This window comes from Stenotrophomonas maltophilia (assembly GCF_023518235.1).
Taxonomy (GTDB): domain Bacteria; phylum Pseudomonadota; class Gammaproteobacteria; order Xanthomonadales; family Xanthomonadaceae; genus Stenotrophomonas.
The window spans coordinates 1,661,048-1,676,399 of sequence record NZ_CP090423.1; the positions used below are offsets into that span (position 1 = coordinate 1,661,048).

The following is a 15,352-nucleotide window of genomic DNA, read 5'->3' on the forward strand; positions in this document are numbered from 1 at the left end:
CCTGCCCTGCAGCAGGACGTGATGGTTTTTCCCTGTCCGTAACCAGGAACCGACGATGACCCGAGGCAAGCGCATCTACGTGCTGGATACCAACGTGCTGATGCACGATCCCACCGCGCTGTTCAAATTCGAGGAGCACGACGTCTACCTGCCCATGCAGGTGATCGAGGAGCTGGACAACGGCAAGAAGGGCACCTCCGAAGCGAGCCGCAACGCCCGCCAGGTGAGCCGCTTCCTCAACGAGCTGGTGCAGGCTTCGGGCCTGGACAACCTGGCCGACGGCATTCCGCTGCAGCGCCCCAATGGCCTGCAGCTGCGCGGCAAGCAGAGCGCGGGCAAGCTGCGCTTCCAGACCAGCCATTTCGATGCCGGCAAGAGCTTCGGCAAGGTCATCCCGGACAACGCCATTCTCGGCGCGATCCTGGCCCTGAAGGAGGAAACGCCGGACCTGCCGGTGGTGTTCGTTTCCAAGGACATCAACCTGCGCATCAAGGCCGCCATTGCCGGCATCGTGTCCGAGGACTACGAGAACGACCGTGCGCTGGACGATTTCAGCCTGCTCTACACCGGCGCCACCGAGCTGCCGGAAGACTTCTGGAAGCGCCACGGCGACGACCTGCGCAGCTGGAGCGACAAGGGCCGCACCCATTACGAAATCCAGGCGCTGGACGGCGAGGAGTGGTACCCGAACCAGTACGTCTACCTGCCCGGCGAAGACGAAGTCGAGCTGCGGGTCAGCCGCGTGGTCGGCGACGGAAAGGTAGTGCTGTCGCTGGTCGATGACTTCCGCCACGGCAGCCACGCCGTGTGGGGCATCAGCGCGCGCAACCGCGAGCAGAACTTCGCGCTCAACGCGCTGATGGACCCGGAGATCGACTTCGTCACCCTGCTCGGCACCGCCGGCACCGGCAAGACCCTGCTGGCACTGGCCGCCGGCCTGGCGCAGACGATGGACCAGCAGCGCTACCGCGAGATCATCATGACCCGCGCCACGGTCAGCGTCGGCGAGGACATCGGCTTCCTGCCCGGCACCGAGGAAGAGAAGATGACGCCGTGGATGGGCGCGCTGACCGACAACCTGGAGGTGCTCACGCACAACCAGGAAGGTGGTACCTGGGGCCGCCAGGCCACCAACGACCTGCTGGCCAGCCGCATCAAGATCCGTTCGATGAACTTCATGCGCGGCCGCACGTTCCTGTCGCGCTACCTGATCCTGGACGAGGCGCAGAACCTCACCCCCAAGCAGATGAAGACGCTGATCACCCGTGCCGGCCCCGGCACCAAGATCGTCTGCCTGGGCAATGTCGAGCAGATCGACACCCCGTACCTGACCGAGACCACCTCGGGCCTGACCTACGCGGTGGACCGCTTCAAGAACTGGCCGCACAGTGCGCACATCACCCTGCGCCGTGGCGAGCGTTCGCGCCTGGCCGACTACGCCTCGGAGGTGTTGTGAACCGCTGCACCCGCCTGCTGCTGCCCACGGCGGCGATCACCCTCGCCGCCGCTCTGGGCGCCTGCACCACCACGCGCGGCCCGGCCAGCGTGCCGACCACCGAGCGTACCGGCCAGTCGTGGGTGGTCACCCGCCCGATCATCGCCGCGCAGGTGCTCGACACCTGCTCGCGCCCCAGCCCCGGTCGCGAGGCCGGGCGGGTGTCGGGGTACTGGGCGCCCAGCCGGCAGCAGGTCGACCAGCTGGAGGCGAAGCTGTCGTCGCTGGAAACGCAGGTGCCGAAGGTGCTGGACTTCGACCGCCAGTACGTCGGCATTGAAAGCACCGGCAGACGGCTGATCTACATCAACGCCTTCCACCTGCCCGACGACAGCGGCATCAATCCGGCGCGGGAAGCAATCCGTGTCTGCGATGGCGGCGCGCAGTTCTGGGGCGCCGTGTTCGATCCGTCCACCGGCACCTTCAGCGAGCTGCAGTTCAACGGCGGCCTCGGCGGGCCCTGAGGGCCCGCCATGGGAATACGCCTGCCGACCTGGGTCTGGATCGGCGCGGTCGCGTTGTCGTGCGTGGCCGGCATGGTCAACGTGGTCGGTTTTCTCGGCTTCGAGCATCAGGCCGTCAGTCACATGACCGGCAGCACCAGCCAGCTGGGCATGGCGCTGGCGCAGGGTGACTGGCGCGCCGTCGGCCATCTGTGGGGCCTGCTGATCGCGTTTTCGCTTGGCGCGATGCTCAGCGGCCTGCTGATCCAGGACAACACCCTGCAACTGGGGCGTCGCTATGGCGTTGCACTGGCGCTGGAATCTGCGCTGCTGCTGGTGGCCATCCCCCTGTTTGAACATCAGCAGATCTGGGGCGCACTGGCTGCCGCCATGGCCTGCGGCCTGCAGAACGCCATGGCCACCACCTTCAGCGGCGCGGTGGTGCGCACCACGCATCTGAGCGGCATGTTCACCGACCTCGGCATCGGTCTGGGCCACCTGCTGCGCGGACTGCCGCTGCAGGTGCGGCGGCTGACCCTGAGCGGGCTGATCATCAGCGGCTTCCTCGCCGGCGGTGTCATCGGCGCCTGGCTGTTCGTGCGCTGGCAGTACGACGCCCTGCTCGCGCCTGCCCTGCTGACCGGCCTGACCGGGCTGGGCTACGTGCTGTACCAGCAGTGGGCGCGCTGGCGCCGTTGAGGATCGTGCTGCGGGCCCGTCCGCCGCGCAGTCGAGCAAGCTCGACTCTACCCGCGCATGCGGGACCACGGCACAATCGACGGATGAGCCCGACCACTCCCGCCTCCGCCCTCACCATCGCCGGCTCCGACTCCGGCGGTGGCGCAGGCATCCAGGCCGACCTGAAGGCCTTCGCCGCGCATCGCGTGCATGGCCTGTCGGCGATTGCCGCGCTGACCGCGCAGAACACCCGCGGCGTCATCGCCGTACATGTGCCGCCGATCGAGTTCCTGCGCGCACAGCTGGAGGCGTGCTTTGACGACTTCGACATCCACGCGGTGAAGCTCGGCATGCTGGCCAACGCCGAGGTCATCAACACGGTGGCCGAAGTACTCGAGCGCCATCGCCCGGCGCACGTGGTGCTCGATCCGGTGATGGTTGCCACCAGCGGCGCGCGCCTGCTGGAAGACTCCGCATTGCAGGCCCTGCGTGAACGGCTGATTCCGCTGGCCACACTGATCACCCCGAACACGCCGGAGGCAGAACTGCTGGTGGGCCGGACGATCAGCAATGGTGATGACGCCGAACGGGCCGCCGCTACCCTGCTCGACCTCGGTGCCGGCGCCGTGCTGCTCAAGGGTGGCCACCTGCAGGAAGGCAGCCGGGTGATCGATCGCTACTTCGACGGCGTCAGCAGCGAAGAATTCATCCACACCCGCCTGCCACTGGATGCGCATGGCACCGGCTGCACGCTGGCCTCGGCCATCGCCGCGCAGCTGTGCAACGGCCTGAGCCTGGCCAACGCCTGCGAAGCCGGCATCGACTACGTGGCGCGCGGCCTGCAGCAGGGCTATGCGCCGGGCCGCAGCGAAGTGCTGGTGCTCGACCATTTCGGCGCGGCACCGCACCCATGACGCTGACACCAGACACCGTTGCCGTGCAGTGCGACGATGGCCACCGCTATGAAGTGATCGCCTGCGTGCCTGCACAGCCGATCGCACGCCTGCTTTGGCTGCCGGCACTGGGCGTGGCCGCCCGCCATTACCTGCCATTGGCACAGGCGCTGGCCGCAAAGGGCGTGGCGGTCTATCTGCATGAGTGGCGCGGCAACGGCAGCAGTTCGCTGCGGCCGTCGCGCACGCAGGACTGGGGCTACCGGGAGGTGCTGGAGCAGGATCTACCCACCAGCCAGACGGTACTGGCCGCCGCGGACGATGCCGCCGGCGCCCTGCCCTGGATCATCGGCGGCCACAGTCTCGGCGGGCAGCTGGCCTGCGTGCATGCCGGCCGCAACCCGCAGCACTTCAACCGGCTGTGGCTGGCCGCCAGCGGCTCACCATTCTGGCGCGGTTTCCCGCCACCACGTGGCTGGCTGCTGCCGCTGGTCTATCGCTTCCTGCCGTGGATCGCGCAGCGCCAGGGCGTACTGAATGGCCGCCGCCTCGGCTTCGGTGGCACCGAGGCGCGCGGGCTGATTGCCGACTGGGCGCGGGTGGGCCTGAACAATCACTATGCCGCCGCCGGCATGGACGAAGATCTGGATGCGCAGATGGCGCGCGTGCACGGCAGCGCACAGGCGGTGCTGATGGAGCACGACTGGCTGGCGCCTTCCGGATCGATGCAGATACTACTGGCGAAGCTGCCGAATGTCGCCGCACAGCTGCGCGTGCTGTCTGCACAGGAACTGGGCACGCCCGCCGATCATTTCGCGTGGCTGAAGGCCCCGGAGGCGGTCGCTGACAGCTTTTTCATTCAGTTGGGTGAAAATTTTCACAAAACTGTTGACGGTGCGCGCCGACATCCGCATAATTCCGCTCCTGTCGCAGGGCGCCCGTAGCTCAGTTGGATAGAGTACCTGGCTACGAACCAGGCGGTCGGGAGTTCGAATCTCTCCGGGCGCACCACTCGACAGGTTTCCAGCATCCGCCGCTGGAAATGTTTTAAAATTTGATTGTGTACCGCGCGCCCGTAGCTCAGTTGGATAGAGTACCTGGCTACGAACCAGGCGGTCGGGAGTTCGAATCTCTCCGGGCGCACCATACACAGTCAGCACAACAAGTTTATGTAATTGGCGCCCGTAGCTCAGTTGGATAGAGTACCTGGCTACGAACCAGGCGGTCGGGAGTTCGAATCTCTCCGGGCGCACCATTACACCGAAACAGCAGGCCTCGGCCTGCTGTTTTTTTATGTGCGTTTTTCGGCCGGGCTGCGCCCTGCACCTGCAGAGGCCACGGCCGGAGCAACAGCAACAGCTGGCATTCCGAGGGATGGCGGGGCGGCATGGGCAGGCAGGACACGCCGTAAACCCATCCATGGGGGCTCGATGGCGGCATCCATGCCGCCAACGGTCCTGCCTGCCCATACCGCCCCACCTCTGACAGATTTCAGCGATCTGATGGATCCACGCCATGCGTGGATGAATCTCCATCGCAATCGAATACTTCGAATCAAGATCGAAAAGCATCCACGCATGGCGTGGATCTACCGTGTCGACCAAGGTCGACACCTACCAACAGCCGCAGGAATGTGTCGAAGGCGGGGTGGGTCCGGTTGCGGGAGTGTCCGCGGCATGGATGCCGCCGCCAAGCCCCCATGGACGGGTTTACGGCGTCTCCCGCAACCGGACCCACCCCGGCATCCCGCGGAAAACCAGCTTCTGCTGTTGGTGTTGCTGTTGCTCTGGATCGTAGCGGGTGCAGGGCGCTGCCCTGCCGTGCACCTACCCCCTGGCCATTGCCTGCCACCACTGCGACAGCAGCTCCGGCCTGCGCAGGCGCTCGCGCCACCAGCGCAATGCAGCACCGTCCTCACCGGTGCGCCAGGCCAGCCAGAAGGTTTCTTCCGGCTTGTGTTCCTCCACCTCGCGGATCACCAGCTGGCCACGTGCCACCGCCGCGCGCGCGCACGGTTCAGGCAGGAAGCCGAAGCCCACGCCTTCGCACTGCAACTTCAATTTGCTGGCCATGTCGGGCACCGTCAGCATCTCCTGCCCCATCAACAGCCCCACCGTGCGCGGCAGCAGCCTGCGCGCCGAATCGGAAACGGCGATCGCGCAATGCTCGACCAGCTGCTCGCGCCCGAGCATACCGTCCACTGCGGCCAGGGGATGGCTCGGCGCGACCGCGAACACAAACTCCACCGTGCCCAGCGGCTCCACCACGTAGCCACCGCCGCTGGGCCCCTCGCCCGGCGCACCCACGAGCAGGTCCGCGCGCCGATCCAGCAAGGCTTCCCAGGTACCGGACAGGGCTTCGCCGATCAGCCGCAGCCGGGTCGGCGCTTGCGCCTCACGGAATGCGGCGATGTCCGGCCCCAGCAGCCAGGTCGGGAACACTGAATCCACCGCCAGGGTCAGCTCGGTCTCCCAGCCGGATGCCACCCGGCGCACGCGCAACTCCAGTTCGCGGGCCGCGCGCAGCAGATGCCGGCCTTCATCCAGCAGCGCGCGTCCGGCCTCGGTCGGCTCGGCACGTGGGCCGACCCGATCGAACAGCTGAACGCCCAGGTCCTCCTCCAGCTTGGCCACGGTGTAGGAGATGGTCGAGGGCACCTTGTGCAGGGCCTTGCCAGCGCCGGCGAACGAGCCGCGGCGGTCGATGGCATCGAGGATCTGCAGGGCATCGAGGCTGAGCTTGAGCATTCGATTTTTTCGATGATGGCTGTCAAAACTATCCGTTTTTCAAACCCCGGGCGCAAGCGGATACTTCTCTCCAACGGGGAAACACAGCGGCTACCGGCCCACCCCGCCCAATCGAAACCATCGAACAAGGAGATTCCATCATGCTGCAGATCCGCAAGAGTGCTACCCGTGGCCTGGCCGAGCATGGCTGGCTGTCCTCGCGCCATACCTTCTCGTTTGCCAACTACTACGACCCGCGCTACGTCAGCTTCGGCCCGCTGCGGGTGATCAACGAAGACAAGGTGATCGGCGGCCAAGGCTTCGGCACGCACAGCCACAGCAACATGGAGATCATCTCCTACGTGCTCGGCGGCGCGCTGGAACACAAGGACTCGATGGGCACCGGCTCGGTGCTGCGCTATGGCGACGTGCAGCGCATGAGCGCCGGCAGCGGCGTCAGCCACAGCGAATTCAACCACTCGGCCGACGAGACCGTGCACTTCCTGCAGATCTGGATCTTCCCGGACACCGAGAACATCGCGCCGTCCTACGAGGAGACCCACTTCACGCCGGACAGCAAGCGCGGCCAGCTGCGCCTGATCGCCTCGCCGGACGGGGCCGACGGTTCGCTGCGCATCCACCAGGATGCCCGCATCTTCGCCACCATTCTCGATGGCGGCCAGAAGCTGCACCACGCACTCGGCACCGGTCGCGGCGCCTATGTGCAGGTGGCGCGCGGCCAGCTGCAGGTCAACGGCATCACCCTGGAAGCCGGTGATGCGCTCCAGATCAGCGACGAAGCGCAGCTGACGCTGGAAAACGGCAACGACGCCGAAGTGCTGGTGTTCGACCTGCCGCTGTAACGGAAACGCCCGCGATGCCATCACGCATCGCGGGCGCCGTTGCAGAGCCGAGCCCACGCTCGGCACTCTGCAGAACCGTCATCAGCCGCCGATGGCGGCGCAGGCTTCCAGGATCAGCGCCGTCACCTCGGTCGGCTTCGACGCCAGCGACGCATGGCTGGCATCCAGTTCCAGCAACCGCTTCGGCTGCATCCGTGCGGCCATGGCCCGCTGGTTTTCCGGCGCGATCATGCGGTCGTGGCGCGACAGCTGATACCAGCTCGGCCTGTGCTTCCACGCCGGGTCGCTGACGGCATCGCCGAAGGTGCTGGCCAGCGGCGCCTTCTGCGTGACCGCCATGACCCGGCCTTCGTCCTCGCTCAGGTCCTGGCAGAAACTCTCGTGGAACTTGTCCGCGCGCAGCCACAGGTAGCCATCACTGTCCGGTGCCAGGTTCGGCGCCGCTTCCGGCAGATGCTGCTGGGTGATGCCACCGGGGCTCTCGCCGGCATCCGGTGCGAAGGCGGCAATATAGACCAGCCCCTTCACGTTGGCCTCGTTGCCGGCCTGGCTGATCACCGCCCCCCCGTAGGAATGGCCGACCAGCAGCACCGGCCCTTCAATCTGGCGGATCATTTTCTGGGTGCGCCCGGCGTCGTCGGCCAGCGAGGTAAGCGGCAATTCCACCGCCTGCACGCGATCATGGCCATTGCGATGCAATTCCAGGATCACCTTGGCCCAGTGTGCGGCCCCGCCCCAGAATCCGTGGACGAGGAGGATGGTCGGTGTCGTGCTCATTTACAGGTCTCCGGCAGCGGGCGGCGGAGTGCCGACCGTGCCCCCACTGTCCCCGTGTGGCGTTAACCACTGGTGACGCGATGCAATCGTATGCGTCGTCCGATGTCATCCATGGCACTTGCCGATCTCGATTGAAAACGTTTCCATGACTGCATTCCCTGGAGATCTCCACCGCGCATGACGCCCTCATCCCCCCGCGCCCAGCAGCACGCCACCCGCGCCGCCTTCTTCATCCCCGGATTCGCCACCGCCGCCTGGGCGCCGATGGTGCCCTACGCCAAGGCCAAGGCCGGGCTGTCCGATGCCAGCCTTGGCGCGGTGCTGCTGTGCCTCGGCCTGGGCTCGCTGCTGGCGATGCCGCTGGCGGGTGCGTTGACCGGTCGGCTGGGATGCCGCCGGGTGATGGTGATCACCTGCGCGATGATGCTGTGCGCCCTGCCCTTGCTGGTACTGGCACCGTCACCACTGGCGCTGGGTGCGGCCCTGTTCGTGTTCGGCGCCGGCGTGGGCGCACTGGACTGCGCGATGAACATGCAGGCGGTGGCGGTCGAGCGCGATGCTGGGCGGCCGATGATGTCCGGCTTCCATGCGTTCTACAGCATCGGCGGCTTCGTCGGTGCGGGCTGCATGACCGGCCTGCTGATAGTGGGAACGCCGCTGTGGATGGCCGCCTTGGCCTCGGTGACGGCACTGCTGCTGGTGGCGGTGCTCGCGGCGCCACACTGGCGCCCGCAACGGATCCTGCATGAAGGCCCGCTGCTGGCGCTGCCACATGGCGTGGTGCTGTTCATCGGCGTGCTGGCCTTCGTGGTGTTCCTCGGCGAAGGCTCGATGCTGGACTGGAGCGCGGTGTTCCTGGCCGAGGTACGGCAGGTGCCGCGCGACCAGGCCGGCGCAGGCTTCGCGGTGTTTACCCTGGCGATGACCGCGATGCGTCTGTTCGGCGATGGCATCGTCGAGCGCCTCGGCCGCACCCGCACGATCGTCATCGGCGGCATCACCGCAGCGGCCGGTTTTGGCCTGGCCACGCTGGTGCCGTCGTTCCCGGTGGCACTGACCGGCTACCTGCTGGTCGGGCTGGGCTGCGCCAATATCGTACCGGCGCTGTTCTCGATGGCCGGCCAGCAGCGGGTGATGCCAGAGAGCATCGCGATCACCGCGGTTACCACCTTGGGCTACGCCGGCATCCTCGCCGGCCCGGCCGCGATTGGCGCGCTGGCACATGCCACCAGCCTCGGCTTCGCCTTCCTGTGCGTGGCCGCGCTGCTGCTCGGCGTGGCTGCGTCCGCCCGCTCACTGGCACGCCGCCTGCCCTGACAGAAAAAGGGGACGGAGGGGATTAAGTCGTTTCCCGCACACACGCGGCAGAAACGACTTAATCCCCTCCGTCCCCTTTTTTTTCAGCGGTGGGCCAGCCATTCGGCCTGGGCCGGCAGCTGTGGTGCCGGGCAGGCGCTCTTCGGGTGGTGTTCGTCGCGCGCCATCCAGTCGTCGACCACGCCGGCCAGCAGATCCAGCCGCAGCGGCAGGGTGATGTGGTCCTCGCCGCGCATCTCGATGTAGTGCGCGCGCGGATTGGCCTGCGCCAGCTCGCGGCCCTGGCTGACCGGGATGTGCTGGTCGCCCTGCCCGTGCAGCAGCAGCACGCAGGCGCGGGTATCGGCCAGCGCGCGCGCCACGTCCACGCGGTCCAGATCGACGTCGATACGCCGGCTGGCGGCGGCGATCACCTGGTTGATGTCCTGGCCGCCGTAGCGCCAGCGCGCGTAGGAGGCCACCGCCTGCGCCTTCAATCCTTCCGGCTGCAAGCCCATCAGGTGCGGGATCATCGTGCGGATGGCCACGCCGGCATTGGCAAACGATTCCATCGCCACCACGCCGGCCACCTGGTCGCCCAGCTTGTCGGCGGTGAACACCGCCGTGGCGGCGCCATAGGACACACCGAACAGATACAGCGGACCCGTCACTTCACCACGCGCGCGCAGCTCGCCGATCACATCGACCACGTCATCCGATTCATAGGTGCCATAACCGGACGGGCCAGCGCCAGACTGGCCATGGTTGCGCAGGTCCAGAGTCACCACGCGGTAGCCGGATTCGGCCAGCTGCAGCGACCACGGCAGCATCGAATCACCGTTCATCATCCAGCCGTGCAGCAGCACCACGGTACCGCGCGGCGCCTGCGCCCGGAACGGCTGCGGCACGGCCAGGCTCAGCCCGGTATCCAGCGGCAGGCCGTTCTCGTGACGCTGCGGCAGATAGCGATAGCGCGCACCGTAGTCGCCCGGATCGAACACGCGCCAGAAGATCGGCACGCCGTCGCGGCCCGGTGCGAAGCCGTGGCGGTTGGGCAGTTCAGCGATGGCCGCGGCGATGCGCGGGCGATCAAGCAGCGTCGACACGCCACCCGGCGCGATCAACCGATCGGCGAGCGAGGTGGACGAGGCATTGATCGAAGAGGAGCATGCGGCCAGCCACAGGCCGGCGCACGCCAGCAGCAACAGCAGCAAGCGCTTCATATCACGTCATGGGGGCGAATCCGACAGACGGGGACATTAACGTCCCGCACGACCGGGCATCTATCGCAGCCGGATGACGGCTTGATGACAGCGCAGGAACGATTCAGCTTGGTGCACAGGCTGTCTCCGTTCAGGCAATGATCCCGATCAATGAACGTGCGCGCAGGAATGCCCACAGTGCCGCCATGCGCACCTCGCTCAAGCTCGCCCTTGCCCTGGCCGCCACCGTGGCCGCCGCCTACGGCATCGCCCGCACTGCGCCTTACTGGTTCGCGCCACGGCAGGCGGCGCACGTCGACATCCACGACCCGGCGCTGATCGCGCAGGGCCAGTACCTGTCGCGCGCCGCCGACTGCGCGGCCTGCCATACCGCACCGGGCGGCAAGCCATTCGCCGGTGGCCTCGGCATGCAGACGCCGATGGGCACGCTCTACTCGACCAACATCACGCCTGATCCCGAAACCGGCATCGGCGGTTACGACTACGCCGACTTCGAGCGCGCCGTGCGCCGCGGCGTCCGCCATGACGGCCAACCGCTGTACCCGGCGATGCCGTATGCCTCCTACGTGATCGCCAGCGATGCCGAGATCAGAGCGCTGTACGCCTACTTCATGGGTTCGGTGCAGCCGGTGAAACAGAGCAACGCCGACAGCACGATTCCCTGGCCCGCCAACATGCGCTGGCCGCTGGCATGGTGGCAGCTGCTGTTCGCACGCCCGCGCAGCTTCAGCCCGGATCCCTCGCTGGACGCCGGCCAGCAGCGCGGTGCCGAACTGGTGGAAGGCCTGGCCCACTGCGGTGCCTGCCACACACCGCGCGGCCTGGCCTTCCAGGAAAAGGCGATGGCCGACGATGGCAGCCGCCAGTTCCTGTCCGGCTCGGTGCTGGAAGGCTGGTATGCGAAGAACCTGCGCAATGAATCGACTGGGCTGGCCAGCTGGAGCGAAGGCGAGATCGTCGACTTCCTGCGCACCGGTCGCACCGATCGCTCGGCGGCCTTTGGCGGCATGGCCGATGTGGTCGAGCACAGCACGCAGTTTCTGTCCGACGCCGACCTGCTGGCGATGGCACGTTATCTGAAACAGCTGCCCGCGCGCGAAGGACGCAGCACGCAGTGGTCGCCCGGCAGCGATACGACCACCGCCGCACTGCGCAGCGGCGACTACCGCGTGGCCGGTGCGCTGGCCTATGCCGAGCACTGCCAGGCCTGCCATCGTGCCGATGGCCGCGGCATGCCGCGCGTCTATCCGGCATTGGCCGGCAACTCGATCGTGTTCGCCGATGATCCCAGTTCGCTGGTGCAAGTGACCCTGATCGGCGGCCGTACGCCGCACACCGCACACGACCGCATGGCCTTCAGCATGCCTGGCTTCGAGCAGCTGCCGAACGCGCAGCTGGCGCAGATCCTGACCTTCATCCGCAGCAGTTGGGGCAACCAGGCCAGCGCGGTAAGCGAGGTCGACGTGGCGCGGATGCGCCGGGTGGTGCACGACAAACCGGTGCACTACGTTCCGCAGGAGGCCGCACGATGAAGCGTTCGCGCAGACGTACCCGCAGACTGCTCGGCGCTGCAATCGCCGCCGCGCTGTTGGCCATCGCCGGCACCCTCGCCCATCGCCATCTGTACCCGGATCTGGATGCCGCTGCGGCCAGTACGCTGGACATCCTCGATGCACGCGGCAAGGTGATCGGGCACTACCAGCCGCCCAGCGCCGAGGAAATCAGCGCGCTGGGCAACGCCGAATCGGTGATGCTCGGCCGCCGCCTGCTCAATGAAACCGCACGCCTGCTGCCGGACAACGTCGGCAATGATCTGAACTGCAACTCGTGCCACATGGCCGAGGGCAAACGACCCTTCGGCAACCACTACTTCAACACCGGTGGCGGTGCCTATCCGCGCTACATGCCGCGTCCGGGCAAGGTGATCGGGCTGGCCGAGCGCATCAACGGCTGCCTGCAGCGTTCGATGAACGGCAAGCCGCTGCCGAAGGATTCGCCGCAGATGCGCGCGATGCTCGACTACATGGCGTGGTTGAGCAGCCCTGTGCCAGACGGTGCGAAGGTGGCAGCACCCAGCGAAGGACCGATCGACAACACGCTGACCCCGGATCCGATCCGTGGCCAGGCGCTGTACGCGGTTCAGTGCGCGGCCTGCCATGGCGACAACGGCGAAGGCCGCCGCGACGCCAGCGGCGACGTCGCCTTTCCACCCCTGTGGGGCGACCATAGCTTCAACATCGGTGCTGGCATGGCGCGCCTGTACAAGGCCGCCGGCTTCATCAAGCACAACATGCCGCCGGCAGTGACCCGCGATCCGCCGCTGGGCCAGCAAGTGATGCCCGACCAGGACGCGGTGGACATCGCCAGCTACTTCATCAACCAGCCGCGCCCGGACTTCGCCAACAAGGACAAGGACTGGCCGCGCGATCCGAAACCCAGGGACGCGCGGTACTGAAGAACGCCACCGGCCGTCGCCGCCGTCACACAACACGATTCCTGCATCTTCACGTCATGCCGATGTCATTTGCGCTGCCGACACTCCGGGGCTTCCCTCTGCTGAAGGTCCGGTTTCGATGCGAACGATTGCGCGCTTTCCCCGTGTCTCGCTGCTTGCCCTGCTGATCGCCCCCGCACTGGACGCCCTGGCCGAGGCACCGCAGGGCGAGACGGCCGAAGCGCGCAATGGCGATGCCCGCACCCTGGACCAGGTGCAGGTGATCGGCCAGGCCACCAGCTACGCCAAGACCTCGGTGCGCGCGGAAACGCTGAACCGGCAGACGGTGATGAGCAGTGTCAACGACGCGCTCAATGAAGTACCGGGCGTAGTGGTCAGCGAGGCCGATGCCACCGGTTCGTCGGTATGGGGCACCCAGATCAGCATGCGCGGCTTCGTCACCAACCGCGATACGCAGCAGATCGGCACCACCATCGATGGCCTGCCCAACGGCGGCTCGGGCTATGGCGGTGGCTCGCTGGCCAACCGCTACATCGACACCCTGGACCTGGAAACGGTGGAAGTCAGCCAGGGTACGGCCGATATCTCCTCGCGTTCGAACGAAGCGCTGGGCGGCACGCTGAACTTCCTCACCAGTGATCCACTGCAGGACAGCCGCCTGCGTTTCGTGGTCGGCGCCGGTGACAATGATGCGCGCAAGTACTACGTGCGCTACGACACGGGCCTGCTCGGCGGCCATACCCGCGCATGGGTCAGCGCGTCTTCGTCGAAGGTGCACGACTGGATCGATGGCACCGGCCACGCCAGCAACGATCACATCGCCGGCAAGTTCATCACCGAACTCGACCGCTGGACACTGACCGGCTACCTCTCCTACAACGATGCCGACGAGCCGGAATACACCAGCGTTTCGCCGAAGGGGTTTGCCACCAACCCGGAGCGCGACAACCTGGTTGGCACCCTGACCGGCATCCCGTACCTGGACCAGAACTATCGCTCCGGTTCGCGCGCCCTGCGCGAGAATACCTTCGGCTACCTGCGCGCAGCCTTTGACGGCGGCAGTGGTTTCAAAGCCTCGATGGCCGCCTATGGGCATCGCATGCAGGGCCGGGGCGACTGGCTGCCGCCGTACCTGGCGCAGGTCAGCGACGATGGCGCGGGCCGTCCCGAAGCGGAGTACATCGGTGGCAAGACGGTATACGGCGGCAGCAACCGCGGCCAGATCTTCTTCGTCAATCCCGACGGCAGCGCCGCACAGCGCCTGGCCAGCTGCACGCCGCGGCTGGGCTTCACTGCCGAGTACGACCCGAACTGCTACGCCGGCAATGTGCTGGGCGCGCAGTCCTACCGCCATACCCACTACGACAACGACCGCATGGGCGTGACCGCCGACGTCGAGTGGCGACAGACCTTCGGCGCGGTCGACAATACGATCCGTGGCGGCCTGTGGGCGGAGAAGCTGGACCGCTCGGCGCGCCGCGACTGGCACCGCCTGCTCGCTGTCGGCCAGAGCATCGACTTCGACCGCCAGCCGTACTGGGTGCAGTTCGAAGACAAGTACAAGGTCGACGAGCAGATGTACTACGTCGAGGACGTGGCCCGCTTTGGTCCGTTCAGTGCGCGACTGGGCGTGAAGCAGTTCTTCGTCGACCAGTCGCGCCGCCGCGTGATCGGCGCCAGCGAGCACGTCACCTCCGATTCCAAGTCCGATCCACTGCTGTCCACCGGCTTCACCTGGGCACCCGGCGTGGAAGGCATGGAGCTGTTCGCCGGCTTCTCGCAGAACTTCGCCGCGATTCCGTCCGGCGTGCTTGGCGAAACCGACCCGCAGCGCTTCCGCAACGTCGAGCCGGAAACCGCCGACAACATCGAAGTGGGCATGCGCATCAGCCGCTGGCCGCTGACCGCCTCGGTCACGCTGTACAACATCAAGTTCGACAACCGCATCGTGTACCTGCCGGCCGGTTTCGTCAGCGGTATCGATTACCTGGGCGAGACCGACGGCGTCTACGAGAACTTCGGCGGCGTGGAAAGCAACGGCCTGGAAGCAGCGTTCGGCTATGGTTGGGACAATGGCTGGCGGATCAACGCGGCCTACACCTACAACCGCTCCAAGTACCTGGGCAGCGGCAATGCCGCCCGCGATACCCAGCTGGGCATCGTCGACGGTGCCAAGGTGATCGGCCAGCCGGAGAACACCCTGGTGCTGTCGGCCGACTGGCAGGGCGCCAACTGGAACTTCGGCCTGTCCGGCCGCTATCTGGGCACGCGCTACCTCGACGCCGCCAACGTCAACAAACTGCCGTCGGCCACGGTGTTCAACGCCAACATCGGCTTCGACCTGCAGGGCCTGTCGCCGCGCCTGAAGGGCATGGGGGCCAACCTGGTGGTGAGCAACCTCACCGATAAGCGGTATCTTGCAGGGGTGGACGGTCGCGACAACGCCTTCATCGGCGCTCCGCGCACCGTCGGCATCTCCTTCCGCGTGGACCTGTGAGTGAGC

Annotated in this window: 13 protein-coding genes and 3 tRNA genes; 13 read left to right on the top strand and 3 right to left on the bottom strand. The window is 66.8% G+C overall.

Going from position 1 to position 15,352, the window contains the following annotated elements; all coding sequences use genetic code 11:
• The first annotated feature begins 55 nt into the window (after window positions 1-55).
• From LZ605_RS07700 to LZ605_RS07735, 8 genes are all read left to right on the top strand, one after another.
• Window positions 56-1,456 (top strand): PhoH family protein, encoded by a 1,401-nt coding sequence (locus LZ605_RS07700; protein WP_107232796.1) that lies wholly within the window; start codon window positions 56-58, stop codon window positions 1,454-1,456.
• Window positions 1,453-1,959, top strand: coding sequence for a hypothetical protein (locus tag LZ605_RS07705; RefSeq protein ID WP_249844358.1), 507 nt, complete (start codon window positions 1,453-1,455; stop codon window positions 1,957-1,959). Before LZ605_RS07700 ends, LZ605_RS07705 begins: the two co-directional genes overlap by 4 nt.
• Window positions 1,960-1,968: 9 nt before the next feature.
• Complete coding sequence (locus tag LZ605_RS07710) at window positions 1,969-2,637, top strand: YoaK family protein (RefSeq protein WP_249844359.1); 669 nt, start codon at window positions 1,969-1,971, stop codon at window positions 2,635-2,637.
• Window positions 2,638-2,720: 83 nt separating this feature from the next.
• Window positions 2,721-3,530, top strand: a complete 810-nt coding sequence (thiD, locus tag LZ605_RS07715; protein WP_249844360.1) for a bifunctional hydroxymethylpyrimidine kinase/phosphomethylpyrimidine kinase — start codon at window positions 2,721-2,723, stop codon at window positions 3,528-3,530.
• Window positions 3,527-4,453: an alpha/beta hydrolase family protein gene (locus tag LZ605_RS07720; RefSeq protein WP_249844361.1), complete on the top strand. Its 927-nt coding sequence runs from the start codon at window positions 3,527-3,529 to the stop codon at window positions 4,451-4,453. Before thiD ends, LZ605_RS07720 begins: the two co-directional genes overlap by 4 nt.
• Window positions 4,444-4,520: transfer RNA gene (locus LZ605_RS07725), tRNA-Arg, on the top strand. Before LZ605_RS07720 ends, LZ605_RS07725 begins: the two co-directional genes overlap by 10 nt.
• A 58-nt stretch (window positions 4,521-4,578) precedes the next feature.
• Window positions 4,579-4,655: transfer RNA gene (locus tag LZ605_RS07730), tRNA-Arg, on the top strand.
• A gap of 32 nt (window positions 4,656-4,687) precedes the next feature.
• Window positions 4,688-4,764: transfer RNA gene (locus LZ605_RS07735), tRNA-Arg, on the top strand.
• 571 nt (window positions 4,765-5,335) lie between these two features.
• Here LZ605_RS07735 and LZ605_RS07740 read toward each other — a convergent pair.
• On the bottom strand, window positions 5,336-6,256 hold the full coding sequence (locus LZ605_RS07740; protein ID WP_249844362.1) for a LysR family transcriptional regulator: 921 nt from the start codon (window positions 6,254-6,256) through the stop codon (window positions 5,336-5,338).
• Between the two features lie 140 nt (window positions 6,257-6,396).
• Between LZ605_RS07740 and LZ605_RS07745 the strand changes: the two genes are divergently transcribed.
• Window positions 6,397-7,098, top strand: a complete 702-nt coding sequence (locus LZ605_RS07745; protein ID WP_107232803.1) for a pirin family protein — start codon at window positions 6,397-6,399, stop codon at window positions 7,096-7,098.
• Between the two features lie 81 nt (window positions 7,099-7,179).
• Here the strand turns inward: LZ605_RS07745 and LZ605_RS07750 are convergent, their stop codons facing one another.
• Complete coding sequence (locus LZ605_RS07750) at window positions 7,180-7,875, bottom strand: alpha/beta hydrolase (protein ID WP_249844363.1); 696 nt, start codon at window positions 7,873-7,875, stop codon at window positions 7,180-7,182.
• 177 nt (window positions 7,876-8,052) lie between these two features.
• Between LZ605_RS07750 and LZ605_RS07755 the strand changes: the two genes are divergently transcribed.
• On the top strand, window positions 8,053-9,192 hold the full coding sequence (locus LZ605_RS07755) for an MFS transporter (RefSeq protein WP_249844364.1): 1,140 nt from the start codon (window positions 8,053-8,055) through the stop codon (window positions 9,190-9,192).
• 83 nt (window positions 9,193-9,275) lie between these two features.
• Here the strand turns inward: LZ605_RS07755 and LZ605_RS07760 are convergent, their stop codons facing one another.
• On the bottom strand, window positions 9,276-10,394 hold the full coding sequence (locus LZ605_RS07760) for an alpha/beta hydrolase (protein ID WP_107232807.1): 1,119 nt from the start codon (window positions 10,392-10,394) through the stop codon (window positions 9,276-9,278).
• A gap of 185 nt (window positions 10,395-10,579) precedes the next feature.
• On the opposite strand from LZ605_RS07760, the gene LZ605_RS07765 reads away from it, so the two are divergent.
• From LZ605_RS07765 to LZ605_RS07775, 3 genes are all read left to right on the top strand, one after another.
• Window positions 10,580-11,926 (top strand): c-type cytochrome, encoded by a 1,347-nt coding sequence (locus LZ605_RS07765; protein ID WP_249844881.1) that lies wholly within the window; start codon window positions 10,580-10,582, stop codon window positions 11,924-11,926.
• Entirely contained in the window at window positions 11,923-12,849 is a 927-nt protein-coding gene (locus LZ605_RS07770; protein ID WP_249844365.1) for a c-type cytochrome, read from the top strand. The genes LZ605_RS07765 and LZ605_RS07770 overlap by 4 nt, the downstream gene beginning before the upstream one ends.
• Window positions 12,850-12,967: 118 nt before the next feature.
• Complete coding sequence (locus LZ605_RS07775) at window positions 12,968-15,346, top strand: TonB-dependent receptor (protein ID WP_249844366.1); 2,379 nt, start codon at window positions 12,968-12,970, stop codon at window positions 15,344-15,346.
• Window positions 15,347-15,352 lie beyond the last annotated feature (6 nt).

Coding starts and splice junctions, on each gene's coding strand:
- LZ605_RS07700 (WP_107232796.1), top strand. CDS start 56: ATGACCCGAGGCAAGCGCATCTACGTGCTGGATACCAACGTGCTGATG.
- LZ605_RS07710 (WP_249844359.1), top strand. CDS start 1,969: ATGGGAATACGCCTGCCGACCTGGGTCTGGATCGGCGCGGTCGCGTTG.
- thiD (WP_249844360.1), top strand. CDS start 2,721: ATGAGCCCGACCACTCCCGCCTCCGCCCTCACCATCGCCGGCTCCGAC.
- LZ605_RS07720 (WP_249844361.1), top strand. CDS start 3,527: ATGACGCTGACACCAGACACCGTTGCCGTGCAGTGCGACGATGGCCAC.
- LZ605_RS07740 (WP_249844362.1), bottom strand. CDS start 6,256: ATGCTCAAGCTCAGCCTCGATGCCCTGCAGATCCTCGATGCCATCGAC.
- LZ605_RS07745 (WP_107232803.1), top strand. CDS start 6,397: ATGCTGCAGATCCGCAAGAGTGCTACCCGTGGCCTGGCCGAGCATGGC.
- LZ605_RS07750 (WP_249844363.1), bottom strand. CDS start 7,875: ATGAGCACGACACCGACCATCCTCCTCGTCCACGGATTCTGGGGCGGG.
- LZ605_RS07755 (WP_249844364.1), top strand. CDS start 8,053: ATGACGCCCTCATCCCCCCGCGCCCAGCAGCACGCCACCCGCGCCGCC.
- LZ605_RS07760 (WP_107232807.1), bottom strand. CDS start 10,394: ATGAAGCGCTTGCTGCTGTTGCTGCTGGCGTGCGCCGGCCTGTGGCTG.
- LZ605_RS07765 (WP_249844881.1), top strand. CDS start 10,580: ATGCGCACCTCGCTCAAGCTCGCCCTTGCCCTGGCCGCCACCGTGGCC.
- LZ605_RS07770 (WP_249844365.1), top strand. CDS start 11,923: ATGAAGCGTTCGCGCAGACGTACCCGCAGACTGCTCGGCGCTGCAATC.
- LZ605_RS07775 (WP_249844366.1), top strand. CDS start 12,968: ATGCGAACGATTGCGCGCTTTCCCCGTGTCTCGCTGCTTGCCCTGCTG.